Here is a 22544-nt window from a genome sequence, read left to right as displayed (position 1 = left end):
CACATACCGGCCACGGGTGGCTGCGTGGTGGCGATCAACCACGTGTCGTATCTGGACTTCGCGCTCGCCGGTGTTCCGTTCTGGTACGCTCACCGGCGTCTGGTGCGCTTCATGGCCAAACACGAGGTCTTCGCCCACCCCATTGCCGGGCCGCTGATGCGAGGGATGCGCCATATCCCCGTCGACCGATCGGCAGGGGCCGGCTCGTACCGTCACGCGGTACAGGCCTTGAAGGCTGGCGAGCTCGTGGGGGTCTTCCCCGAGGCGACCGTCAGTCGTAGCTTCTGTCTCCAGCCCTTCAAGTCCGGGGCGGCCCGAATGGCCGCCGAAGCGGGCGTTCCCGCACTCCCGGTAATCATTTGGGGCAGCCAGCGCATCCTCACCAAGGGACGGCCACGTAACCTCCGGGCGGCGCGAGGAACCCCCGTATCGATCATGATTGGCGAGTCGATCCCGACGGCCGACCTGAAAGATGCCCAGACTGGAACACAACTGCTGGCCGATGCCATGGCCAAGCTTCTCGCCGACGCCCAGCGGGACTACCCACCGCCCCCTCCCGGCGAGTCACCATGGTGGCTACCCGCCCATCTGGGTGGCTGTGCACCCACGCTCGAGACGGTCGCGCGGGAGCAGGCTGCGCTCCGCGACAAGAAGTAAGGGCCTGTTTTAGATCTTCGCTCGCCTCGTCGAAACACGGCGAGAACAACCGCGAGCATTGTCAGATAGATCTCATCACGTAGCTTTCAGCACCCCGAGTTCCGGGCACCCGTGATCATAACCCTGCTCGTCCCGGGGCTCCCGTCGCGTCGCCCGCTCGGACCACCCAGGCCGTTTCGCCCGGCAGGCCGTTTCGCCCGGCAGGCCGTTTCGCCCGGCAGGCCGTGGCAGGTTCCCCGGCTGGATGCCAGGCCGGTCGACATCCGTGCGGCCGATCCCGGGTGCTCTTATAGCACAAGGGTCGACAGACCTTTACACAAGGGGTGGGCGGGCATTTCTTCAGGAGCACCTCTACCCGGCAGCTCTAGCCCGACTCCCCGTGCAGACAAGGCAAAGACTACTTGTAGACAACATCCGATCCCCAGATGTGTCCGGACTCTCTAGAGCACAGGGGCGACCCATTGGTAACCTCAAGCACCAACAACATTTGAGCCAACCCGTTTGGCTCGCCGAGTCCGTGTTGTATAGAGACTCACCTGTTCGTTGTCGATGGAGGCGCCCACGATGGCTGTACAAGAGCTGGCGATGCCGACTGCTAGCAGGGTCGGCACAGTGGTCGCGATCGGGCAGCAGGTTCGGGTCCCGAAGACCGCTGAGCTGGTCGCGGCGCACCTACGACGCCGGATCGTACGGGGAGAACTCGTCGAAGGCGACGCACTGCCGCCCGAGGCGACCCTCATGGAACAGTTCGGTGTCTCCCGGCCGACATTGCGAGAAGCATTCCGTGTGCTGGAATCCGAGGCCTTGATCACAGTCAGGCGCGGTGCGCACGGTGGCGCCCGGGTGCACACCCCCAACGGCGACATCGCCGCCCGCTATGCCGCCCTGGTCCTGGAGTACCGCGGTACCACGCTGGCCGACATCCATCAGGCTCGCGTCGTGATCGAGCCGCCGTGCGTGGCAATCTTGGCAGCGAACCGTACCCAGGATGCCCTCGACAAACTCAGGCTCGCGGTGACCGAGACAGCCGCCGCGACGGCGACCGACGATCCAGGCCAGTGCCTGCAGGCCAATCTCGCCTTTCACGTGCTGCTGGTGGAGCTCGCCGGAAACACGACGCTTTCGGTCCTGTCAGGCATGCTGCGCCACATTCTCGATCTTGCGACGCTCTCCCATCCAGCCGCGGAGCGCAGCCCCGAGCACCGGCTCGCCATCCGCCGGCGACTCGTCGACCACGAGCGCGTCGTGGACCTCATCGAAGCCCGTGACGCCCGCGCCGCCGAGGACCTGTGGCGGGAGCATCTGCTGGAAGCGGGCCGTTACCTGACCGACGGCCCGGTGGCCGCGACCGTGCTCGATCTACTCGGCTGATCGGCAAACGTCGGTCGACGCTGGTGTCGACACCGGTGTCGACACTGGGCGAGCCCCTTGGGCCCGGCCGTGCCTGCGGATTGCTACAGATCACCGCAGCGGGTCGAACGGCGCGAGGTGATCAGGACAACGCCCGGTGGTGACCGCCTCAGCCACCAGCTGGCCGGTGATCGGTCCAAGGGTGATGCCCCACATCCCATGACCGCCGGCGACAAACACCCGAGGTGACGCCGTCCGCCCGATCAGGGGAAGACCGTCCGGTGTACACGGACGGGAACCGACCCATTCCTGCGTCCGCGTATCGACATCGACACCGGCCAACAGCGGACGCACCGCATTGACGATCGCGGTGATACGGCGGCGATCCAGCGGCGCGTGCGGTTCCCGGAACTCCATCATCCCGGCAATGCGCAACCGGTTCCCGAGCGGTGTGCACGCCACCCGGTGGGTCGGAAAGTACAGCGGGCCGCGCGGCAGGTCGCGCGCGGTGACGCTGAAGCTGTACCCACGCCCCGCCTGAACGAGAGTCCGGACCCCGAACGGGCGCACGAGATCGGTCAGCCACGCGCCGCAGGCGACCACCACGGCATCGAACCGGTCGATCTGCCCGGTAGAGAGCTCCAGCCCCACCTCCGCGGCCCCAGCACGACGTCGATCGCCACGGTCGGCAGCCCGGTCGGCATGGATGGCCAGTACGCCGACGCCCTCCCGCAGCTCGCCGCCCCGGGCCCGGACACTGTCCGCGAGTGCTGTCACGAAATCCCCGGGATCGCAGAAGCGCTGGCCGTGGATGCGGATCGCGGCACCGATCCCATCGGTCAACGCCGGCTCCAGTGTGCGCGCGGCGCGGCCGTCGAGCAGGTCGAACTCGACGTGCTGGCCGGCCCTGCGGATCTCCTCGAGTTCGAGGATCAGCGCCTCCCGCTCGTATGGATCGCGATAGCAGGCCAGGAACGGCACGGCCGGGCGGGTTGGTACGTCCACTCCCCCGGCCGCGAGGATGTCGAAGGCACCAAGTGCCCGCCGATTGACCGGCGCAAGTGCCCCCATCGCCCGCCGCCAACGGTTGGCCGTGCTGTTGCGTGCGAATCCGGCGAGGAAGCGCAGCAATCGCGGGTCTGCTCGCAGCGGTACGTACACCGGCGATGTCGGCATCAGGACAGCCCGCAGGCCGTAGCGCAGTACGGCCGGCTCCGGCAGCGGCGCAGCCAGGCTCGGGGTGAGCCAGCCGGCGTTACCCCAGGACGATCCAGCGGCCACCCGGACGCGCTCGATCACTGTGACCTCGACCCCGCGCTCCTGCAGAAACCAGGCACTGGCCAGGCCGACCATACCGGCGCCGACAACCGCCACCCGCCCGGGCGGGCGCGACCCGCGGCCGGCTCCCGGGCCCTCGTCAGCGGACACGTGCGTCATACCACCTCACTGTTAGCGCGCCGGGGACTGCGGCCTGCGGGCGCGCGATCTGACGATCGTCGCGCGCCCTTCGGCCCGCTGGAACACAGGCCGGTCGCACGTCGATCCACGACCCTCACCGGGCACGTACGGTCGTTGTCATGCGGCCGATGATGGCGGTGGGCCAGGCGTGATTCATACGGTTCTCGCCTATCTCACATGCCCGCTGTGCGGACAGGATCTCGCCACCGGCAACGGGCAGGTGCGCTGCCCGGGCGGCCACGCCTACGACCTCGCCCGAGGGGGTCACCTGACCCTCACGACCGGTCGGGCCGCTGGGATCCCCGGCGACAGCGCGGACATGGTCCGGTCACGAGAGGCGTTCTTCGCGGGCGGTCACTACCGCGCGCTCGCCGACCAGCTTGGCTCGGTCATCCAAGGCGCGACGAGGGAAACCTGGACGATCGGTGATGAGCAGGTCGTCGTCGACATCGGCGCCGGCCCCGGGTACTACCTGGCGCATCTGCTGAACCTGTGCCCCGACGCGGTCGGCATCGCCATTGACGTGTCCACCTACGCACTGCGGCGCGCGGCCCGCGCGCATCCGCGGATCGGCGCGGTCGGCGTGGACGTACGCGGCCCGCTGCCGGTGCGAACGGGCACGGCGTCGGTCATTCTCGATGTCTTCGCGCCGCGCAATGTCACGGAAATGCACCGCATCCTCCGGCCGGACGGGTATCTCGTCATCGTAACGCCCACCGTCCGCCATCTGGCCGGCCTTGTCGGTCCGCTGGGTCTGGTCACGGTCGATCAGCGCAAGCCCGAGCGCCTCCGCTCGACCCTGGGTGAATCCTTCGTCAGACGGGAACGGTTGACACTCGACCTCGAAATGTCGCTCACCGCATATGATCTCCTCCATCTTGTGATGATGGGGCCGACCGCCCACCACCGTCGCACCGCCGACATCCAATCGATCATCGACGAACGGTGGCCGAACGGCGCGACCCCGACGGCGTCATTCACAATCGAGGTGTACGAGCCCCACCCGACATAGAGCGGATTCAGCGAGCGATCAGGTCTGCCATGAACATGGTTTCGACCGTGACCGGGACGAGCGCCCGCGCAATGATCAGGCGTTCGAGCTCTCCGTAGAGATTCACGACCACCTGTTGATTCGCGTGTCCAAGCACGACCGCCCCCGGCTGGATGGCCTGACGCGCAGCCGCGATGAGTTCGCCGGCAGTGACGCCCATCATCGAGTCGCCCACCGACCCGCTCCACATAAGGATGCGCGAATAACCCAGTTCAGCGAGGATCGCTCTCGACCGCTCGTTGTGCTCCCCGTACGGCGGGCGGAACCACGGTCGGGTCGTGACGCCGAATGTCTGTCTGACCCAGTCGTCATTGCGTTCCACCTCGGCGCGCAGCGTCGCGTCGGAAAGTGTACGGATACTGCGGTGGCTCCAGGTGTGGTTGACCATCGTGACCTGCCCGGATTTGATCAGCGACCGGACGGCGGCTGCATGCTGATTCCACACGTTGCGGTACATCCCGTTCGGCGCGAACGAGAGCGGAATTTTCGCCCGGCTGGCGAAGTCGACATATCCGGCAACCGCGGTGGCATTAAAACCGTCGTCAATGGTAAGCGCAACCTGGCGGGTCGCTCCCGGCGCGTTGAAAAGGATCTGTTGCTGTCCCGGCGCGACCGCGAGCGGAGCGGGCGACCCCCACGGGCCGGCTGACGGCTCCAGCAAGCCACCTGACGGCTCCAGTCGGCCACCTGACGGCGCCGCCTGCGGTGGGACCGGCGCATCGGGCACCATGCGGATCGGCGGGACGACAGGTCGCGGACCAACCGCCGGCGGAACGGACTTCGGGCGGTCACCGGCACAACCGACGAGCAGGTCGGCGGCCCCGAGGGCGAGAATTTTCACAAGGCGACGTCGGTCCACCCATGAGATTCTGAAGAGCTTGACTACGGAGCGCAACTGCAGCGATGCAGTCCCGGCTGCCCTGCGTGGTCGGTCACCACACGCGGCACCCGGCGACTCCGGACAAACGGGGTCAGGACAAACGGGGTCAGGACAAACGGGGTCAGGACAAACGGGGTCAGGACAAACGGGGTCAGGACAACAGCCTGGCCCGCCAGGTGGGCACCGCGTCCGGATGCGCGCCGTTGGCCGCGAACCAACCGGACAGGCCACCCGGATGATCGTCGATGACGGCCAGTACCTGCTCGACAGCCGAGATCGAGGTCGTGGTCAGGTCGGGAGCACCCATGCCCGCTCCAGGCAGCAACGGATTGTTACCTAGTCGGCGCAGTACCTCCGCCATGTTCGCGGCCGTCGCCGCGTAATCCGCGAGTATCGCGTCCGGTTCAACGCCCACCGCACGTAGCAGGACCGCCACGACCAGGCCTGTCCGGTCCTTGCCGGCCGCACAATGCACAAGGAGTGGTCCAGGCGCATGGGCGGCCAGATGAAGGATCTCGACCACCCGCGATCCGGTCCGTTCGACGATCGCCCGATACATCGTGCTCAGGCCGCCCGCGAGGGCAACAACGATCTCGGACGTGGGATGCGCGGGGTCGACGTCACCGAGCAACGGGATCACTCGGACATCGGTCACCGCCGATTCCAGTGGGTGCGGGCTACCGTCGCGCTCGACCGGCGACCGCAGGTCGATGACCGTGCGGGGTGGCCATTCACGATCGAATACCGGTAGCCGGTCGCCATGGCGCGGGGCGTCACTGCGGTACAGAACGCCGGGTCGAGTACGCCGACCGTCCTGCGTCGGCAGTCCGCCGAGATCCCGCAGGTTCACCAGCTGATCTCGATCGCGCCGCGGTAGCGATCCGCCGCGAGCCTCCCGGGCTGCCGGCACCGGTAGTGCCGCCGGTACCGGCGGACTGCCTGCTGCCGTCTCGTGCACCGCCGTCTCGTGCGCCGCCGTCTCACTGCCGCCCATGGCTTCGCTCCCGCCCTGATCGTCCGGTGTTGTTCCAGTGGAGCACACGTATCCGTCCCACGCCTGAACCCATGGCCAAGGTTTGCGCCGGCCAGCTCCGCAGCGACGCCTCCCCGGATGTTCGGGGGCTGCGACCTCGTGGGCCGCCGTACAATCGCGCACGGCGACGCGACGTTACATTTTGGGGTGCTATAAGATTTAGTTGATTTTAGCTGATATGTGCTGCAAGGCGGCAGGTACCGGCGATCTCCCCGCACTCGGGTCGTCCACCCGGTGCCGCGAGAACCGACGAGGGCTGTCGCCATATGCCGCTGCACGATGCCGGAAAGTGACAAATCGCTGCAATAGTATCAATAATGCTTGGGGAGAGGGGTGGGCGTGAACGTCCTGGAGGCGACGTTTCTCGGTGCGGTCGAGGGACTGACGGAGTTCCTGCCGGTATCGAGTACCGGACATCTGACGATCCTGGAGAAACTGCTCGGCTACTCCATCGACGACCCCGACATAACGGCGTTCACCGCGATCATCCAGGTCGGCGCCGTCTTCGCGACGTTGCTGTACTTCCGCAAGGACCTGGGGAGGATCCTGGCCGCCCTGCTTCGCGGCATCGTCCAACCCCGGTGGCGCGGCCACCCCGACTACCTCTTCGGATGGGCGGTGCTGCTGGGTTCGCTACCCATCGGTGTGGTCGGGCTGCTGTTCAAAGACATGATCGAGACGACACTGCGCAGCCTCTGGTTCGTGGGCACCGCGCTCGTGGTGTGGAGCGGTGTCATAGCGTACGCCGACGGCAACGCGACCCAGAAGCGCCACGAGGCGGACGTCACCTGGAAGGACACCCTCGCCATCGGTCTGGTCCAGTGTGCCGCGCTGATCCCTGGCATCTCCCGGTCCGGCGCGACCATGTCGGCCGGTCTGACGCGGGGCCTTGACCGGGTGACCGTCACCAGACTGTCGTTCTTCCTTTCCATCCCGGCCCTGTTCGGGGCTGCGGCCCTGCAGGGCGTCAGCGAGGCCGGCAACATCGCCCACGGGGTCGGCTGGACACCAACGATCATCGCTACGGCCGTCAGCTTCGCCGTGGCCTATGTCGCCATCGCCTGGCTCCTGAAATTCATCGGCAAGAACAACTATGACATGTTCATCATCTACCGGATCATCCTCGGCACGACCGTGCTGCTGCTGCTCGCAACGGGGATCCTCTCGGCGACCTGACGATCGGGCTCGTCGGCCGGGCTCGTCGGCGAGGCGGCCAGAACGGCCATCGCATGCGAGAGCACCGCATAGGGTCGCGGGGTGGCTCGGGTTGTCGTGGTCGGCGCGGGGGTCGGCGGGTTGGCGACGGCCGCGCGACTGGCCGCCGCCGGGCATACCGTCACCATCTGCGAGCAGGCATCCGAGATCGGCGGCAAGCTCGCACGGTTCAGCCTGGACGGCTTCTCCTTCGACACCGGGCCGTCCCTGTTGACGATGCCGGACGTCTTCGCGGACCTGTTCGCCGCCACCGGCGCGCCCCTGGGAGACATCCTCGAGCTGCGCCGACTGGACCCGATCACCCGCAACCGCTTCGCCGACGGGACCGTCCTCGACGCTCACGCCGACGACGACGCGTTCACCGCCGAGCTGGACGCCGTCCTGCGTCCCGGGTCGGGCGAGCAGTGGAGCCGGCTGGCAGCCCACGCCGAGCGTCTGTGGGAGGCGACCAGCGGCCCGTTTCTGGCCGCCCCCAACGCCGGTGTCCGGTCGTTGGCCGGGTTGGCGCTGCGACGTCCAGGCGACATCTCCACCATCGCGCCCGGCCTGACGGTACGTGGGCTCGGCCGGCGTCATCTCACCGACCAGCGACTGCGGATGTTCCTCGAACGGTATGCGACCTATACCGGTTCCGATCCGCGCCAGGCACCGGCGGCCCTCGCGGCCATCGCGCACGTCGAGCGTTGCTACGGCGGTTGGTACATCCCCGGCGGCCTTCACCAGCTCGGCCAGGCTGTCGCGGACCGGGCCGTGTGCCGTGGCGCGCGCCTGCTGCTCGACCATCAGGTCGTCGCGATCACCCGCAACGCCGGTGGTCGGGTGACCGGGGTACAGCTGGCCGGCGGCCGGGGCATCGACGCGGACCTGGTGGTGTCCGGCGTCGATGCCCGCACGGTGTACGGCATGCTCGCGCCCCACCGGCGGGCGCAGCGGCGGCTACGCCGGGCGCCGGCGTCGTTGTCCGGCTTCGTCCTGCTGCTCGCCCTGCGCGGGCGGACGCCGGATCTCGCCCATCACACGGTACTGTTCCCCGCCGAGAACGACGGCGAGTTCGACGCGGTATTCGGCGGCCGCCTGGCCACCGATCCGACGATCTACATAAGCGCGCCCGACGACCCCGCCCTCGCACCGCCGGGCTGTGAGGCATGGTTCGTCCTGGTGAACGCGGCCCGGCACACAACCGCTCCGCCGCGCGACGCCGCGACGCCACGGCCCGCACGCGGCGGCACCGGCACCGGCCCGGTCGGCGGCCCGGTCAACCGCGGGGTGGACTGGGATCGACCAGGGCTTGCCGACACCTACGCCACCCAGGTCCTGGCTTTGATGGCCGAGCGCGGCCTGGATGTCCGGGCCCGGCTGCTGTGGCACCGTGTGATCACTCCAGCCGATCTGGAGCGACGGACCGGCGCGGTCGGCGGGGCGATCTACGGGACATCGTCCAACGGCGTGCGCGCGGCGTTCCTGCGACCGGGCAACCGCTCGCCGATTCCGGGACTGTTTCTCGTCGGGGGGTCGTCCCACCCTGGTGGGGGCCTCCCGCTGGTCGCCATGTCCGCGAAAATCGTCGCCGACATGATCGGCCCCGCGTAGTGCGATGATCCGTACCACGCGCTGTGGTCAGTGTCGGGATACGCCGGCCCCGGTCGGCAACGTCGCGGTCCGCAACGTCCGGTGGACCACGATGCCGAGCTGGATCAGGCCCCCGGCACAGACCGTTGCGGTGGCGGCGGCACCGATCATGCCGGCAAGGTCGGCACGGCCGGGGTCGATCGCCGCGCCCAGCATCGCGATTACTGTGATGATGATCCGGGTGGGCCGCTCGCCGACCGTCACCACGCCGATCTCGCAGAACCCCACGTTCCCGGCCCGCGCACGCAGATACTCCAGCAGCGCGACCGCGGCCCCGGCAACGGCACACACCCCACCGGGGGCGCCGAGCAGCCAGAAGGCGACAAGGTAGATTCCGTCACAGATCCGGTCCGCCAGCGAGTCGAGGACGTACCCCCAGGGCGTCACCCGACGGGTGAGGACAGCCACACATCCGTCAAGGTTGTCCAGGAGGCCACCAGCAACGACGATCATCGCGGCTAGCAACGGGTACGGGCCGCCCAGCGCCGCGGCCGGCAGCATGGCACCGGTCAGCAGCGTCCCGGCGACAGTGATCGACGTGGGGCCGATACCACCCACGGCCAACGGGCGTCCCAGCCGGTAGACCAGGCCGAGCCACCAGCGGACGAGCCACATGCCGGTTGTGGCATCGTAACCTCCGTGCAGGCCCGACCACTCCCTGAGAAAGCCGTCACGGTCGGGCACCGGGGTGGTCACCAAGCCATCGTGCCCTCTGCGTATGGTTCCGTCGTCCGACATGACCCGCTTGTGATGACGACCCACTACCGACGACTGTCAGCCCCCTTCGAGGAGCCGCCGCAAGGCGGCCGCAGGAGACATCGGTGACCAAGCACTCGCCCCTGGTCGTGGAGACACTCGACGACCTGCATCCGACAGCAATCTTCAACGCGGAGCGCGACCAAGTGGTGGTCGCGGTCCGCATCACACCCGTGTTCGGCACCCTGGACCTCGACCTGGTGGCAGCGGTCGTCGACGCGGCGAACCTGGCCGACTTCGCCCTCGTCCGCGAGCAGCCTTTCCGGGACGAGTGGCTGTTGTGCGTCTTCGACGCCTACGAGGACCACGACTGACCGGCCGCCCGCCATCCGGACAGGGAGCGGAACACCTCACGGGTGGCGGTCGAGCGGTTCAACGTGATGAAGTGGATGCCCGGTGCACCTCCGGCCAGCAGCTTCTCGCACAGGTCCGTCGCGACCGCCACCCCGACCGCCGCCACCGCCACCGGGTCGTGGGCCACCTCGTGCAGCCGGCCGGCCAGATCCGCGGGAAATTCCGCGCCGGACAGCTGCGCCATCCGCTCGATCTGCGCGACATTCGTCACGGGCATCACCCCGGGGATGACGGGCGCCTCGCAGCCGAGCCGGCGGACCCGCTCGACCAGCCGGAAGTAGGCGTCCACATCGAAGAAGAACTGGGTGATCGCGTAGTCCGCGCCCGCGGCCAGCTTGCCGACCAGGTGGCGGGCGTCGGTGTCGAAGTCGGGCGAACGCGGGTGGCGGTCCGGGAACGCCGCGACCCCGACGCAGAAGTCGCCCAGCGACCGAACAAGGCGCACGAGGTCCTCGGCATACCGCAGACCCTGCGGGTGCGCGACCCAGGTCCCCCGCGGATCACCGGGCGGGTCGCCACGCAACGCCAGTACGTTGTGCACCCCGGCTCCGGCGTAACTGCCGATCACCTGCCGCAGCTCGGACACGGAGTGGTTGACAGCCGTCAGGTGCCCGATCGGTGTGAGAGTGGTGTCGGTCGCAATCCGCTCGGTCACGCCGATGGTTCCCTTGCGGGTAGACCCGCCCGCACCGTAGGTCACCGACACGAAGGACGGTTGCAGGGATTCCAACTCCCTGATCGCCGTCCACAGGTGGCGCTCCCCCGCAGGGGTTTTGGGTGCGAAGAACTCGAACGAGAACGACGGCTGACCGGACGCGAGGAAGTCCCGCACAGTCAGCACCCGAGGTCCCAGCCCGCTCCTGACCGCCGTCATAGGCTCGAGGGTAGTGGCTGCCATGGGCCGGGGCCCTCGGCGGCTCACAGGCGCACCGGTCCGCCCGGGGCGGGGCTGCACACCCGTACCCGCCCGGACCGGCTGCGGGCCGAAACCGTCCGGGTCGCCGCCGGGTCAGCTGGAACGCTGACATCGACGGCACCGGGGTCCGCCGACTCCACATCCACGGCATAGGGACCGCCCGGTACGACAACCGTGACCGCGCCGCTGTGGCCGTGCGCGCTCACCTGATCGGGCGGAGACGAGAAATGCAGGATGACATCTCCCAGGCGGCTGCGTGCGGTGACCCTGCGCCCGCCCAGCTCACGTCCTGCGATGGTGCCGGAGTCCGTCAGGAGGACGAGGTCACCGTCGGATCCCCACAGTGTCACATCCCCGCGGCGCACCTCCGCTCGTACGCGGGTCGCCCTGGGCAACGTCAGCCGGACCCGGGCCTCGCTGACACGGCCGTCGATGCGCAGCACGTCGCCGCTGCGCGCCAGCGCCGGGCGGGTCCGCCCGACACGTCGGCGCACGGTCATCTCCAGGCGGGCGTCGACCCGGTCGGTCTCGGCGATCTCCACCCGGCCTGCGGCCAGTCGAACCTCGACGGCGCCGACCCCCGCCACCGTCTGCCCGATCTCCGCCGGCGGCCGGTACAGCAGCGCGATACCGCCGGCTGCCGCGCACAACAGGACGACGGCTGCTCCGACCACGACCACGGTTGTCATCCGTTCCCCGTTCTGTGAGCAACTGATTCGTTGAGCAACTGATTCGTTGAGCAACTGATTCGTCGAGCGACCTGCTCGTCAAGCGACTGGTTCTGTCAGCGAATGCGATCCACACATTCTCGCTGGTGGCGATCCCCTGAGGAGCAGGATGCGTACGGTCATCGGCCCGACCGACAGGATTGTGATCGTGGGGGCAGGCCTGGGCGGACTGTCCGCCGCCCTGCGGCTGGCCGGCGCCGGCCGGCAGGTCACCGTGGTCGAACGCGAGGACGTCCCCGGTGGGCGGACCGGGCAGCTGCGCATGAGCGGCTACCGGTTCGACACCGGGCCGACCGTCCTGACCATGCCGGACCTGATCGCGGACGCCTTCGACTGCGTCGGGGAGAACCTTGACGACTGGCTGCAGCTGCGCCCGGTCGACCCGCTGTACCGGGCGCGCTACCCCGACGGATCCACACTCGACATCCACGCCGACCCGGACGCGACCGCCGATGAGATCGCCCGCGTGTGCGGGCCGGGCGAAGCCGCCGGTTACCGCCGGTTCGTCGCATTCGTATCGCAGCTGTACCGGGCGCAGATGCGCGACTTCATCGACAACTCGATCGACTCACCGCTGGACCTGGTGCGGCCGTCCCTGGCCCGTCTGGTCGCCCTGGGTGCCTTCCGCCGCCTCGATGCGGTGGTGGCCCGGTACCTGCACGACGAGCGCACCCGCCGGGTCTTCTCGTTCCAGGCGATGTACGCAGGCCTGTCCCCCCACGACGCGCTCGCCGTGTACGCGGTGATCGCCTACATGGACTCGGTAGCCGGGGTGTACTTCCCGGTCGGAGGAATGCACGCCGTTCCGGTGGCGATGGCGCTGGCCGCCGCCAAACACGGAGTGACGTTTCGCTACGGCACCACCGTGACACGGGTGGAAACCCGCGGTCGGCGGGCGATCGCGGTCCACACGGCGACCGGTGAACGCATCGCCGCGGACGTGGTGGTGCTCAACCCCGATCTTCCGACCGCCTATCGGGAACTGCTGCCCACCTCCGTCACGCCGCGGCGGGTCCGCGACCTGCGCTATTCACCGTCATGTTTCCTGCTGCTCGCCGGATCGAGCGCCGGCTTCGGCGACCAGGCCCATCACACGATCCACTTCGGACGGGCCTGGCAGCGCACCTTCGATGAGATCATCAAGCGGGGTGAGCTGATGAGCGACCCGTCGTTCCTGGTCACCACGCCGACGATCGGCGACCCGTCGCTGGCCCCGGCCGACCGACACAGCTACTACGTGCTGTTCCCGACGCCGAACCTGACCGCGCCGCTGGACTGGTCGGTGCTCGCCCGACGCTACCGCGACGAGGTGGTGGAGACCCTTGAACGGCGGGGGTACGCCGGCTTCAGTGCCGCGATCGAGGTCGAGCACACGATCACACCCGCGGACTGGCGGGCCCGGGGAATGGCCGCCGGTACCCCGTTCGCCGCCGCCCACACCGTCGGCCAGACCGGTCCGTTCCGCCCGTCGAACCTGGCCCCGGGTCTGGACAACGTGGTCTTCACCGGCAGCGGTACCCAGCCCGGCGTCGGCGTGCCGATGGTGCTGATCTCGGGACGACTGGCCGCCGAGCGGGTACTCGGCCGGGACCGGGCCTACCGCTCCCGGGCACTTCGCTGAGCACAAACCCGAATGGACCGCAAACCGAATTGATCGCCAACTCACGCTGACCGCCAGTCCGATTACCGTGAAACGAGAAATCCTAGATTTCCCTTAAGTCATTGTTCGAACTGGCTGACCACCCTCGTTTCAGGTCTCGATTCCCGGCATCCGCTGCGAGACTGAGGCCATGGACGAACGGCAGGCTCCAGCGACCGCGCCCACCGCGGACGGCCCCAGTCCCCTCCCAGCCGACTCCGACCAGGGCGGGAAGAGCCTGGCCGACCCGGACACGATCACCGATGCCGATCATCTTGAACGCGCCCTCTTCGAGGTCAAGAAAGTGATCGTCGGCCAGGATCACATGATCGAGCGCATGCTGGTGGCCCTGCTCGCCCGCGGGCACTGTCTGCTGGAGGGCGTACCCGGAGTGGCCAAGACCCTGGCCGTCCAGACACTGGCGACGGTGGTCGGCGGAACGTTCGCGCGTATCCAGTTCACCAGCGATCTGGTCGTGTCCGACATCATCGGTACGCGGGTGTACCGCCAGACCCGGGAGACCTTCGACGTCGAGCTGGGCCCCGTCTTCGCGAACTTCGTCCTCGCCGACGAGATCAACCGGGCACCCGCGAAGGTGCAGTCGGCACTGCTGGAGGTCATGTCCGAGCAGCAGGTCTCCCTCGGCGGCGTCACCCATCGGCTGCCCGCGCCGTTCCTGGTGCTGGCCACGCAGAACCCGATCGAGTCCGAAGGCGTGTACCCGCTTCCGGAGGCGCAGCGCGACCGCTTCCTGATGAAGATCAACGTACCGTATCCAAGCGGCGTCGAGGAGCTCGAAATCGTCCGACGCATGGGCGTGGCGCCGCCGGCGGCCGAGCGTGTGCTGGACCCGTGGACCCTGATGAAGCTGCAGAAACACGCCACGGAGGTGTTCGTCCACCACGCGATCGCCGACTACGCCGTGCGGATGGTGCTGGCGACCCGCTCGCCCGCCGAGTTCGGGATGCCCGAGCTTGCCGGCCACCTGGCCTACGGCGCGTCGCCGCGCGCCTCGCTCGGTCTCGTCGCGGCCGCACGGGCACTGGCGCTGCTGCGCGGGCGAGACTACGTCGTACCCGATGACGTCGCCGCGGTGGCTCTCGACATACTGCCGCACCGGCTGGTGCTGTCCTATGAGGCTCTCGCGGAAGGCCTGTCCGCGGACGCCATCGCCGGACGCGTCCTGGCCGCCACCACACCTCCGCAGGTCGCTCCGCGCCAGCATGGCTACGCCGGGCGCTGGACCACGAACCCGCATGGCTTTCCCGAGTACCACGCCGAGTACCAGACCGGGCACCAGACCGGGCACCAGACCGGGCACCAGGCCGAACACCACGGCCGGAGGACGACCGCGTGAGCGCCGTGGGGCCCTCCCCCGGGTCGGGAACCGGCAAGCAGCTCGCCGCGGATCCCGCGATCGAGCGCACCCTGCGGCGTCTCGAGCTGACCGTCACCCGGCGTCTGGACGGGCTGCTGCTCGGTGACCATCTGGGCCTGGTACCCGGGTCCGGTACGGAAAAAGCCGAAAGCCGCACCTACCACGTCGGCGACGACGTCCGGCGGATGGACTGGGCGGTCACGGCCCGTACCACCATCCCGCACGTCCATGACCTCATAGCCGACCGTGAGCTGGAGACCTGGGCGCTCGTCGACCTCACGGCCAGCCTGGAATTCGGCACCGCGGCTTGTGAAAAACGCGACCTCGCGATCGCCGCGGTCGCCGCGGTCGGCTACCTGACCGCACGCAGCGGCAACCGCCTGGGAGCGTATGTGCTCTCCGGCTCCGGCCCACGGGTGCTACCCGCCCGTACCGGTCGCGACGGCCTGCGGGCCCTGCTGCGGACCCTGTTGGCGACGCCGCGCACCGCGCTGGACCGCCCGGCCCGATCTCCTGACCTCTGCGCGACCACCGACCTCGCGGTGGCCGTGAACGGGCTGCGCCATCCACCCCGACGTCGCGGCCTGGCTGTGGTGATCTCGGATTTCCTGTCGACGGACATGTCGTGGGAACGGCCGCTGCGCGCGCTCGCCGGGCGCCACCAGGTACTCGCCATCGAGATCATCGACCCACGCGAGCTGGAACTCCCGCAGGTGGGGCTGCTCACCGTCATGGACCCCGAGACCGGCGCGATGCTGGACGTGCCCACCTCGTCTCGCCGCCTGCGCGAGTCCTACGCCCGCGCGGCCGCGACACACCGCCGCGAGGTGGCCGCGGCGCTGCGCCGGGCCGGTGCCGCCCACCTGGTGCTGCGGACCGACACCGACTGGCTCGCCGACATCGTCCGCTTCGTCCTGACCACCCGTCGAAGCCGTGGCGCGGGCAGGCGCCCGCGGGTCACCTCCCAACCGGCCGGGACGCCGCGATGAGCTTCCTCGCCGGCTACTGGCTGTGGCTGCTGCTGGTGGTCGCCACCTTGGCAGTGGCCTACGTCCTGCTGTCGATGCGCCGGGGTGTCTATGCGGCCCGGTTCGCCTCGGCGGGACTGCTCGCGTCCGTGCTGCCGCGGCGCCCACAGTGGTGGCGCCGCCATGTGCCGGCTGTTGTCCTGCTGCTCACGCTGGCCACCATGGTGTTCGCCCTCGCCCGCCCGGCGCGCACGGAACGGATACCCCGCGAACGCGCGACCATCATGCTGGCGATCGACGTCTCGAACTCGATGGCGGCCATCGACATCACCCCCAACCGGCTCGAGTCGGCCAAACAGGGCGCCGAGTCGTTCGTGGATCAACTGCCACCACGGATCAACCTGGGCCTGGTGTCGTTCGCGGGCTCCGCGGCTGTTCTCGTCCCGCCGACCACCGACCGCGAATCGGTCCGCGCCAGCATCCGCGGCCTGCAGCTGGGTCCGTCCACCGCGATCGGTGAGGGCATCTTCGCCTGCCTGCAGGCCATCAGCACGCTCGGCGACCAGGTCACCGCAGACGGCCAGCCGCCGCCGCCGGCGGCCATCGTGCTGCTCTCCGACGGTGAAACCCAGCGGGGACGCCCGAATGCCGAGGCCAGCGATGCCGCGCTCGGCGCCCGGATACCGGTGGACACGATCGCCTACGGCACCCCGGACGGCACCCTCGACGTCGGCGGCCAGCAGGTTCCCGTCCCGGTCAACGAGGCGGCGCTGCGCGAGATCGCCCAGACGACCGGCGGGTCCTACCACCGAGCCGCCTCCGGCGACGAACTGCGGTCGGTGTATCAAGGGCTCGGCAGCTCGATCGGATATCGTACCGAGTTCCATGAGATCACCATGTGGTTCGTAGGATTGTCGCTGTGCCTCGGCCTGACCGCCGCGGCGCTGTCGCTGGCCTTCTCATCCCGGCTCCCCTGACCCGAAAGCAGCACTGTGCGCGCGCGTGAGCTGACCGCCGCCGGTATTACCGCACCGGAGTTGAGGCGCTCCTACCTGGAATGCCGCCGGCTCAACGCCGCCCATGGCCGCACGTATTTTCTGGCGACCCTGTTGCTGCCCGCCTGGAAACGGCCCTATGTCCATGCGCTCTACGGGTTCGCGCGCTACGCGGACGAGATCGTCGATGATCTCGACTCCACGCTCCCCGACCGGGAACGGGCGGCCTGGCTGCACGGTTGGAGTGCGGAATTTCTCGCCCAGGCGCGCTCGGGCCTGCGCGTGGCACCGCGGGACGGAACGGCCCCCGGGGGCGGGGGCACCGGGGGCGGGGGCACTGCCGCGACATCGGTGCTACCGGCGGTCATCGACACGATCGGGCGGTGGGGCATCCCGCTTGAGTACTTCAGGGCGTTCCTGCAATCCATGGCGATGGACCTCACCGTCACCTCCTACGCGACCTGGGAGGATCTGATGGCCTACGTCCACGGATCGGCGGTGGTGATCGGCCTGCAGATGGTGCACGTCCTGGAGGCCGCCGGTCCCGCCGCCCTGCCCTACGCACGCGATCTGGGCGCGGCGTTCCAGCTCGCGAACTTCATCCGGGATGTCGGGGAGGACCTGCGCCGGGGCCGTGTCTACCTGCCGCGGGAGTCGCTGGACCTGTTCGGCGTGACCCCGCAGCACCTGCGCGCCGGTGTGGTGGACGGCCCGGTCCGCCGGCTGCTCGCGTTCGAGATCAGCCACGCCCGGGAGCTCTTCCGCGCTGCCAGACCCGGCATCCGACTGCTGCACCCGACATCGCGCGATTGTGTCGGGACCGCGTTCCGGCTCTACAGCGGCATTCTGGACGAGGTGGAACGCGCCGATTACCAGGTGCTGGACAGGAGGGTCAGCGTCGGGCTCGCCCGACGCGTCGCTGTCGCAGGCCCGGGAATCGTCCGCGCCGCCCATATCCGCCGGATCCACGCCGACCCGGGCGTACGTCCGCCGGGTGACGCCCCCTACTATCGGCCGGGGTTTTGACGAGTCATATCCGTCAGGGGGGAGTGACCCGATGCCTCGGGTTCTGCTGGGTCCTGCACACAGCCAGGTCCGGCCCGGCCAGGTAACGTCAAGTGTCCAGATGGCCACATGCTGACACGCGACGGCGATCCGGCGACCGGGGATGGCGTAGCCGACGACGACACTGCTGCCGCTGCTGCCGCTGCTGCCGCCGACGACGGTCCGGGCGCGGCACCGGTCAGCGTGGTGATACCGGCGCACAACGAGCAGGCGGTCATCGACCGTTGCCTGCGGGCACTGCGCACCGGAGCGCCCGCAGGCGCCCTGGACATCGTCGTGGTGTGCAACGGATGCACCGACCGCACGGCGGAACTCGCCCGGGCTGCCGGGGCGCGGGTGGTGGAGACACCGCGTCCAGGCAAAGCCGGGGCGCTCAATCTCGGCGACGCGGCGGTGACGTCGTTCCCCCGCTTCTACGTGGACGCCGACGTGGTCGTGCGCGGTGACGTCCTGCTCAAGACGGCGGATCTGCTGCGCACGGACGCCGCGATGGCGGCGGCGCCCCGGCTGGCCGTCGACCTGACCGGGGTCAGCTGGCCGGTGCGCAGCTTCTACCGACTGTGGATGCGCCAACCGTTCGTCGGCGACGGCCATGTCGGCTCCGGGGTGGTCGGCCTCAACGAAGCAGGGCGGGGACGGTTCGAGCACTTCCCCGAGATCATCGCTGACGATCTCTTCCTCTACACCCTGTTCAGCGCCGACGAGCGCCGGGCCGCCCGCCCCGGGGTGGAGTTCACCATCTTTCCGGCCCGGACTGTCCGCGCCCACCTGCACCGACTCGTCCGCGTCTATGCCGGCAACCTCCAGCTCGGCCAGACGGAGGCGAAGCCCGACACCAGCGCCAACGGCCGCAGCGGCTGGGCCCGGGTGGTACGAGAAGATCCACGCAGAGCCGTCGACATACCCTGCTATGTCGGCATGGTGGTGCTGGCCCAGCTACTGGCTCACCGCAAGCTACGTCGGGGGGACGTGAAAACATGGGAACGCGACAACACCAGCCGGACCACCAGCGCGGGCGCAGCCTGAGCAGCGCGTTACGGGCGGCACGCTCGCTACTCGACCCGCTGGGCTATGCCCACCTCCTGCGGGTCGCGCACTTCTACGGCTACTCGCACGTGCGGCCCCGCCGCCTGCTGACCATGGGGCCCGGGGTGCGCCTGGCACCCAACGTCTCCATTCGCAACGGGGAGCGCATCACCATCGGCGCCGGTGCCGAGATCGGCGAACGCTGCTACCTGTGGGCCGGTGACTCGGCCGGCCGTATCGACATCGGCGAACACGCGCTGTTCGCCCCCGAGGTCTTCGTCACCGCGTCCAACTACCGGACACCACCCGGTGTACCCGTCATGCACCAGGACAAGGACGAACGCGACATCCGTATCGGCGCGAACGTCTGGCTGGGCGCCCGGGTGGTCGTCGTCGCGGGTGTCACCATCGGCGACGGGTGCATCGTCGGCGCCAACTCGGTGGTGACCAAGTCGCTGCCGCCGGATGCCATCGCCGTCGGCGCGCCCGCTCGGGTGGTCGGCCACCGCGGCGACGCGAGCACCGCAACACCGCCCGTTGACGAGCAGGCCGTTGACGAGCAGGCCGTTGACGAACCGGGCTCAGACAAACCAGCCGGAGACGGGCCGGCTGGGAACAAACCGACCGCAGACCCGGCGACCGGCGCTCCCGGCGACAACGGACGGGGGACAGCATGGCCATCGACGTCTCTGTCCTGATCATCTCCTACAACACCCGTGAACTCACCACCGCCTGCCTGGACTCGCTAGCGGGCCAAGGGGCGCGCGACGATCGTCAGATTGCCCGCCCGCAGGCCGCAGTCCCCGAAGCGCTGCAGGCTGCGCCGGACACCGTGAGCACCGAGGTGGTCGTCGTCGACAACGCCTCCAGCGATGACACCGTCGCTGTGCTCAAGGAGCGCTACCCGTGGGTGCGGCTGATCGAGCAGCCGACCAACCTCGGCTTCGCCCGTGCGGTCAACATCGCGGCGAGCGCCGCCACCGGCCGCTACGTGCTGCTCCTCAACTCCGACACGGTGGTCATCGACGACGCGGTGGGCCGCCTCGTCGCCTTCGCCGAGCAGTATCCCCACCACGGGGTGTACGGAGGACGCACGCTGGCGCCCGATCGGACTCTCGACCCCAGCTCGTGCTGGGGTGCGCCCACGCTGTGGAGCCACCTGTGCTTCGGTCTCGGCCTGACCACCGCGCTGCGCGGCTCGCGCCTGTTCGACCCCGAAGCGCTCGGCGGGTGGCAGCGCGACAACGTCGCATCGGTCGGGGTGGTCACCGGCTGCCTGCTGTTGGTACGTCGGGACCTGTTCGCCCAGCTCGGCGGGCTCGACCCGCGGTACTTCATGTACGGCGAGGACGTCGACTTCTCGGTGCGGGCCCGGGCCGCCGGCTACGACCCGGTGATCACTCCGACGGCAACCGTGATCCACCACAGCGGCGCGTCGTCATCCCACCATGCCAACAAGACGATCCTCACGCTGACCGGCAAGACCACGCTCGCCCGGACACACCGGACCGGCTGGGCGCGCACCTTCTGCCTCGCGATGCTCGCGCTGGGTGTGGTCCTGCGGGCCGGTCTCGCCATGGCCGCCGCCCGCGCCGGCCGCGGCACAGGCGGAAACCAGGGCAGCTGGCGGACGGTCTGGGCGGCGCGGTCACGCTGGTGGCCCGGCTACCCGCCCTACCCGGTCGACGCCCCGGGGCACCTGAGCACCGCACGCTCCCCTGCCGACGTCCCGGATACCGCTGTCTCCGGTCGGTAACCGGCCATCCAGGCTGTGATCGGCGCGAGTTTGTCGCTGTGTACGCTCGGAAGCCGAAAAAGCGTACCCAACGACAAACTCGCGCCGATCATTTCGCCCGGAAGCGCCCACCGACCGCACCCCATCCGTCGTCGGGTCACGCATGGTTACATGACCGAGGAGCCGGCGCCCTGACAGTGGGCAGATGGTAGGCGCCGCGGTAGGACGACGGGTAGCATCGGGAGTATGAAAATCAGCATCAGTCTGCCGGACGACGATGTGAGTTTCATCGACGAGTTCGGTGCCCAGAGCAGCAACTCGTCGAGGTCCGCGGTCATCCACCAGGCTGTCGGGCTTCTGCGCGCGGCCAGCATCGAGACCGCCTACACCGAAGCCTGGGACGAGTGGGCCGCCACCACAGACGCCGAACTCTGGGACGCCATTGCGGCTGACGAACTCGCCGATGCGTCGCGGTGACATCTACTGGGTCGATCTGGAACCGGTCCGAGGATCGGAGGCAAACAAGACCCGACCCGCGGTCATCGTCAGCAACGACGCCGCGAACCGTGCGGCAGGACGTGCCGGCCGCGGTGTCGTCACCGTCGTACCGATCACGTCCAGCACTGACCGCGTGTTTCCCTTCCAGGTTCTGCTGAAGGCCGCCGACTGCGGACTCACCGCCGACTCGAAGGCCCAGGCCGAGCAGGTACGAGCGGTGGCCGCGGATCGGATCGGCAACCGGATCGCAGAAGTCCCGCCCGCGACGATGGCCGCGCTGGACAACGCCCTGCGACTGCACCTCGCGCTCTGAAACCGATCGCCTGCCTTCACGTCCGCTCGCGCTCCAGACCGGCCGCACCGACTGGGTGACCTCGGTGGCGTTCGCCCCGGACGGCAACACCCTGGCCAGCGGCGGCGTCGACAAGACAGTGCGGCTCTGGCAGGCGCGCTGACCCGCCTCGATCCTCAACCTCAGAGCCAGCGTCGGTGAACGCCGGCCGTGGCCGACGTACCCGGGATTCGGTCAGGAACCGGCCATCGAGGCTGTGATCGGCGCGAGTGTGTCGCTATGTACGTTCGTGAGCCGAAAAAGCGTGCCCAACGACAAACTCGCGCCGATCAAGTCGTCCGGAAGCAGACTACGAATGCTGGCGCGACGGTTAGACTCGCCGCGGCGTGTTCGATGAATGACATGCTTGGGGGATCATGAGCGGGCATGTGCCGCCAGGGGCGTGGGTCGCGCGTAGTCGGCGACTATCGGTACATGCTGGTTGACCGGGCTCAGGTGGCGGCGGGCCTGCCCGGCTACGACCTGGGGGCCAAACTCGGCGCGGGAGCGTTCGGCTTGGTGCTGGCCGGCCGGCACCGGCGACTGAACCGCGATGTTGCGATCAAGATCCTGGCCACGGGTCACGAGGGGGCGTCGGCCGATTTCACCACCGAGGCTCAGGTACTCGCCGCCATGGACCATCCGCACGTGGTCCGGGTCTACGACTATGTCGAGGCTGACGACCTGCATCTGATCGTCATGGAGCTCCTGGCCGGAGGGACGCTGACCCGTCGCCGGGCCGATCTGTCCCCGCAGGGGGCCTGCGCCGTATTACCCACAGTAACTTCCCAGGCATCAGTGGCCGTGGTACCGACTCAATCCGCAGGGCCGTCGAAGCATGTCTTCGCCCCGATCGTGATCCTGAACAACTCCAAAATCCCG

At 68.9% G+C, this 22544-nt stretch carries 24 protein-coding genes; 18 read left to right on the top strand and 6 right to left on the bottom strand.

The window, feature by feature from the left end; genetic code table 11:
* Positions 1-657, top strand: a 657-nt coding sequence (locus tag U9977_RS05925; protein WP_322748155.1) for a lysophospholipid acyltransferase family protein, incomplete at its 5' end; no start/stop codon positions are given.
* Positions 658-1221: 564 nt separating this feature from the next.
* Positions 1222-2028 (top strand): FadR/GntR family transcriptional regulator, encoded by an 807-nt coding sequence (locus tag U9977_RS05920; RefSeq protein ID WP_322748154.1) that lies wholly within the window; start codon positions 1222-1224, stop codon positions 2026-2028.
* Between the two features lie 90 nt (positions 2029-2118).
* On the opposite strand, the gene U9977_RS05915 is transcribed toward U9977_RS05920, so the two are convergent.
* A complete protein-coding gene (locus tag U9977_RS05915) occupies positions 2119-3444 on the bottom strand; it encodes an NAD(P)/FAD-dependent oxidoreductase (RefSeq protein ID WP_322748153.1) in 1326 nt (441 codons plus the stop codon).
* Positions 3445-3613: 169 nt separating this feature from the next.
* Between U9977_RS05915 and U9977_RS05910 the strand changes: the two genes are divergently transcribed.
* Positions 3614-4477, top strand: a complete 864-nt coding sequence (locus tag U9977_RS05910; protein WP_322748152.1) for a putative RNA methyltransferase — start codon at positions 3614-3616, stop codon at positions 4475-4477.
* A 7-nt stretch (positions 4478-4484) separates the two neighbouring features.
* Here U9977_RS05910 and U9977_RS05905 read toward each other — a convergent pair whose 3' ends face one another.
* Together U9977_RS05905 and U9977_RS05900 are read right to left on the bottom strand one after the other, a co-directional pair.
* Positions 4485-5375: a polysaccharide deacetylase family protein gene (locus U9977_RS05905; protein WP_322748151.1), complete on the bottom strand. Its 891-nt coding sequence runs from the start codon at positions 5373-5375 to the stop codon at positions 4485-4487.
* A gap of 172 nt (positions 5376-5547) precedes the next feature.
* On the bottom strand, positions 5548-6390 hold the full coding sequence (locus U9977_RS05900; RefSeq protein WP_322748150.1) for a tyrosine-protein phosphatase: 843 nt from the start codon (positions 6388-6390) through the stop codon (positions 5548-5550).
* 378 nt (positions 6391-6768) lie between these two features.
* Between U9977_RS05900 and U9977_RS05895 the strand changes: the two genes are divergently transcribed.
* Both U9977_RS05895 and U9977_RS05890 read left to right on the top strand, forming a co-directional pair.
* A complete protein-coding gene (locus tag U9977_RS05895) occupies positions 6769-7605 on the top strand; it encodes an undecaprenyl-diphosphate phosphatase (protein ID WP_322779052.1) in 837 nt (278 codons plus the stop codon).
* 81 nt (positions 7606-7686) lie between these two features.
* Positions 7687-9234: a phytoene desaturase family protein gene (locus U9977_RS05890; protein ID WP_322748148.1), complete on the top strand. Its 1548-nt coding sequence runs from the start codon at positions 7687-7689 to the stop codon at positions 9232-9234.
* A 27-nt stretch (positions 9235-9261) separates the two neighbouring features.
* On the opposite strand, the gene U9977_RS05885 is transcribed toward U9977_RS05890, so the two are convergent.
* Positions 9262-9969, bottom strand: a complete 708-nt coding sequence (locus tag U9977_RS05885; RefSeq protein WP_322748147.1) for a CDP-alcohol phosphatidyltransferase family protein — start codon at positions 9967-9969, stop codon at positions 9262-9264.
* Positions 9970-10094: 125 nt separating this feature from the next.
* Between U9977_RS05885 and U9977_RS05880 the strand changes: the two genes are divergently transcribed.
* Positions 10095-10343: a hypothetical protein gene (locus tag U9977_RS05880; protein ID WP_322748146.1), complete on the top strand. Its 249-nt coding sequence runs from the start codon at positions 10095-10097 to the stop codon at positions 10341-10343.
* Here U9977_RS05880 and metF read toward each other — a convergent pair.
* The gene (gene metF / locus U9977_RS05875; RefSeq protein ID WP_322748169.1) at positions 10325-11257 is read right to left on the bottom strand and encodes a methylenetetrahydrofolate reductase [NAD(P)H]; all 933 of its coding nucleotides are present in this window, start codon (positions 11255-11257) and stop codon (positions 10325-10327) included. The two genes, U9977_RS05880 and metF, sit on opposite strands and share 19 nt — an antisense overlap.
* Before the next feature lie 44 nt (positions 11258-11301).
* Positions 11302-11988: a hypothetical protein gene (locus tag U9977_RS05870; RefSeq protein ID WP_322748145.1), complete on the bottom strand. Its 687-nt coding sequence runs from the start codon at positions 11986-11988 to the stop codon at positions 11302-11304.
* A gap of 148 nt (positions 11989-12136) precedes the next feature.
* On the opposite strand from U9977_RS05870, the gene crtI reads away from it, so the two are divergent.
* The 12 genes from crtI to U9977_RS05810 form a co-directional block, all read left to right on the top strand.
* Positions 12137-13648, top strand: coding sequence for a phytoene desaturase family protein (crtI, locus tag U9977_RS05865; RefSeq protein ID WP_322748144.1), 1512 nt, complete (start codon positions 12137-12139; stop codon positions 13646-13648).
* A 169-nt stretch (positions 13649-13817) separates the two neighbouring features.
* Entirely contained in the window at positions 13818-15023 is a 1206-nt protein-coding gene (locus U9977_RS05860; RefSeq protein ID WP_322748143.1) for a MoxR family ATPase, read from the top strand.
* On the top strand, positions 15020-16033 hold the full coding sequence (locus U9977_RS05855; RefSeq protein ID WP_322748142.1) for a DUF58 domain-containing protein: 1014 nt from the start codon (positions 15020-15022) through the stop codon (positions 16031-16033). The genes U9977_RS05860 and U9977_RS05855 overlap by 4 nt, the downstream gene beginning before the upstream one ends.
* Positions 16030-16989 carry a VWA domain-containing protein gene (locus tag U9977_RS05850; protein ID WP_322748141.1) on the top strand — a complete coding sequence of 320 codons (960 nt, stop codon included), beginning with the start codon at positions 16030-16032 and terminating at the stop codon, positions 16987-16989. Before U9977_RS05855 ends, U9977_RS05850 begins: the two co-directional genes overlap by 4 nt.
* A 15-nt stretch (positions 16990-17004) precedes the next feature.
* Complete coding sequence (locus tag U9977_RS05845; RefSeq protein WP_322748140.1) at positions 17005-18033, top strand: phytoene/squalene synthase family protein; 1029 nt, start codon at positions 17005-17007, stop codon at positions 18031-18033.
* A 108-nt stretch (positions 18034-18141) separates the two neighbouring features.
* On the top strand, positions 18142-19098 hold the full coding sequence (locus tag U9977_RS05840) for a glycosyltransferase family 2 protein (RefSeq protein WP_322748139.1): 957 nt from the start codon (positions 18142-18144) through the stop codon (positions 19096-19098).
* Complete coding sequence (locus U9977_RS05835) at positions 19050-19796, top strand: acyltransferase (RefSeq protein ID WP_322748138.1); 747 nt, start codon at positions 19050-19052, stop codon at positions 19794-19796. The genes U9977_RS05840 and U9977_RS05835 overlap by 49 nt, the downstream gene beginning before the upstream one ends.
* Positions 19772-20854: a glycosyltransferase family 2 protein gene (locus U9977_RS05830; protein ID WP_322748137.1), complete on the top strand. Its 1083-nt coding sequence runs from the start codon at positions 19772-19774 to the stop codon at positions 20852-20854. Before U9977_RS05835 ends, U9977_RS05830 begins: the two co-directional genes overlap by 25 nt.
* Positions 20855-21079: 225 nt before the next feature.
* Positions 21080-21310: a ribbon-helix-helix domain-containing protein gene (locus U9977_RS05825; RefSeq protein WP_322748136.1), complete on the top strand. Its 231-nt coding sequence runs from the start codon at positions 21080-21082 to the stop codon at positions 21308-21310.
* Positions 21297-21644, top strand: coding sequence for a type II toxin-antitoxin system PemK/MazF family toxin (locus U9977_RS05820; protein WP_322748135.1), 348 nt, complete (start codon positions 21297-21299; stop codon positions 21642-21644). Before U9977_RS05825 ends, U9977_RS05820 begins: the two co-directional genes overlap by 14 nt.
* Positions 21559-21786, top strand: a complete 228-nt coding sequence (locus U9977_RS26845; RefSeq protein WP_416210486.1) for a WD40 repeat domain-containing protein — start codon at positions 21559-21561, stop codon at positions 21784-21786. The genes U9977_RS05820 and U9977_RS26845 overlap by 86 nt, the downstream gene beginning before the upstream one ends.
* A gap of 311 nt (positions 21787-22097) precedes the next feature.
* Positions 22098-22544, top strand: a 447-nt coding sequence (locus U9977_RS05810; protein ID WP_322748134.1) for a protein kinase domain-containing protein, incomplete at its 3' end; no start/stop codon positions are given.

Source organism: Protofrankia sp. Cas8 (assembly GCF_963555845.1).
In the GTDB taxonomy this organism is placed as follows: Bacteria; Actinomycetota; Actinomycetes; order Frankiales; family Frankiaceae; genus Protofrankia.
The sequence above is the reverse complement of the archived record's forward strand: the minus strand, read 5'-3'. Positions and strand labels throughout refer to the sequence as shown.

Bases quoted from the DNA above. Each gene is read 5' to 3' on its own strand.
- U9977_RS05870 (WP_322748145.1), bottom strand. From the start codon at position 11,988: ATGACAACCGTGGTCGTGGTCGGAGCAGCCGTCGTCCTGTTGTGCGCG.
- U9977_RS05840 (WP_322748139.1), top strand. From the start codon at position 18,142: ATGCTGACACGCGACGGCGATCCGGCGACCGGGGATGGCGTAGCCGAC.
- U9977_RS05830 (WP_322748137.1), top strand. From the start codon at position 19,772: ATGGCCATCGACGTCTCTGTCCTGATCATCTCCTACAACACCCGTGAA.
- U9977_RS05825 (WP_322748136.1), top strand. From the start codon at position 21,080: ATGAAAATCAGCATCAGTCTGCCGGACGACGATGTGAGTTTCATCGAC.
- U9977_RS05920 (WP_322748154.1), top strand. From the start codon at position 1,222: ATGGCTGTACAAGAGCTGGCGATGCCGACTGCTAGCAGGGTCGGCACA.
- U9977_RS05900 (WP_322748150.1), bottom strand. From the start codon at position 6,390: ATGGGCGGCAGTGAGACGGCGGCGCACGAGACGGCGGTGCACGAGACG.
- U9977_RS05915 (WP_322748153.1), bottom strand. From the start codon at position 3,444: ATGACGCACGTGTCCGCTGACGAGGGCCCGGGAGCCGGCCGCGGGTCG.
- U9977_RS05835 (WP_322748138.1), top strand. From the start codon at position 19,050: ATGGGAACGCGACAACACCAGCCGGACCACCAGCGCGGGCGCAGCCTG.
- metF (WP_322748169.1), bottom strand. From the start codon at position 11,257: ATGACGGCGGTCAGGAGCGGGCTGGGACCTCGGGTGCTGACTGTGCGG.
- U9977_RS05860 (WP_322748143.1), top strand. From the start codon at position 13,818: ATGGACGAACGGCAGGCTCCAGCGACCGCGCCCACCGCGGACGGCCCC.
- crtI (WP_322748144.1), top strand. From the start codon at position 12,137: ATGCGTACGGTCATCGGCCCGACCGACAGGATTGTGATCGTGGGGGCA.
- U9977_RS05820 (WP_322748135.1), top strand. From the start codon at position 21,297: ATGCGTCGCGGTGACATCTACTGGGTCGATCTGGAACCGGTCCGAGGA.
- U9977_RS05850 (WP_322748141.1), top strand. From the start codon at position 16,030: ATGAGCTTCCTCGCCGGCTACTGGCTGTGGCTGCTGCTGGTGGTCGCC.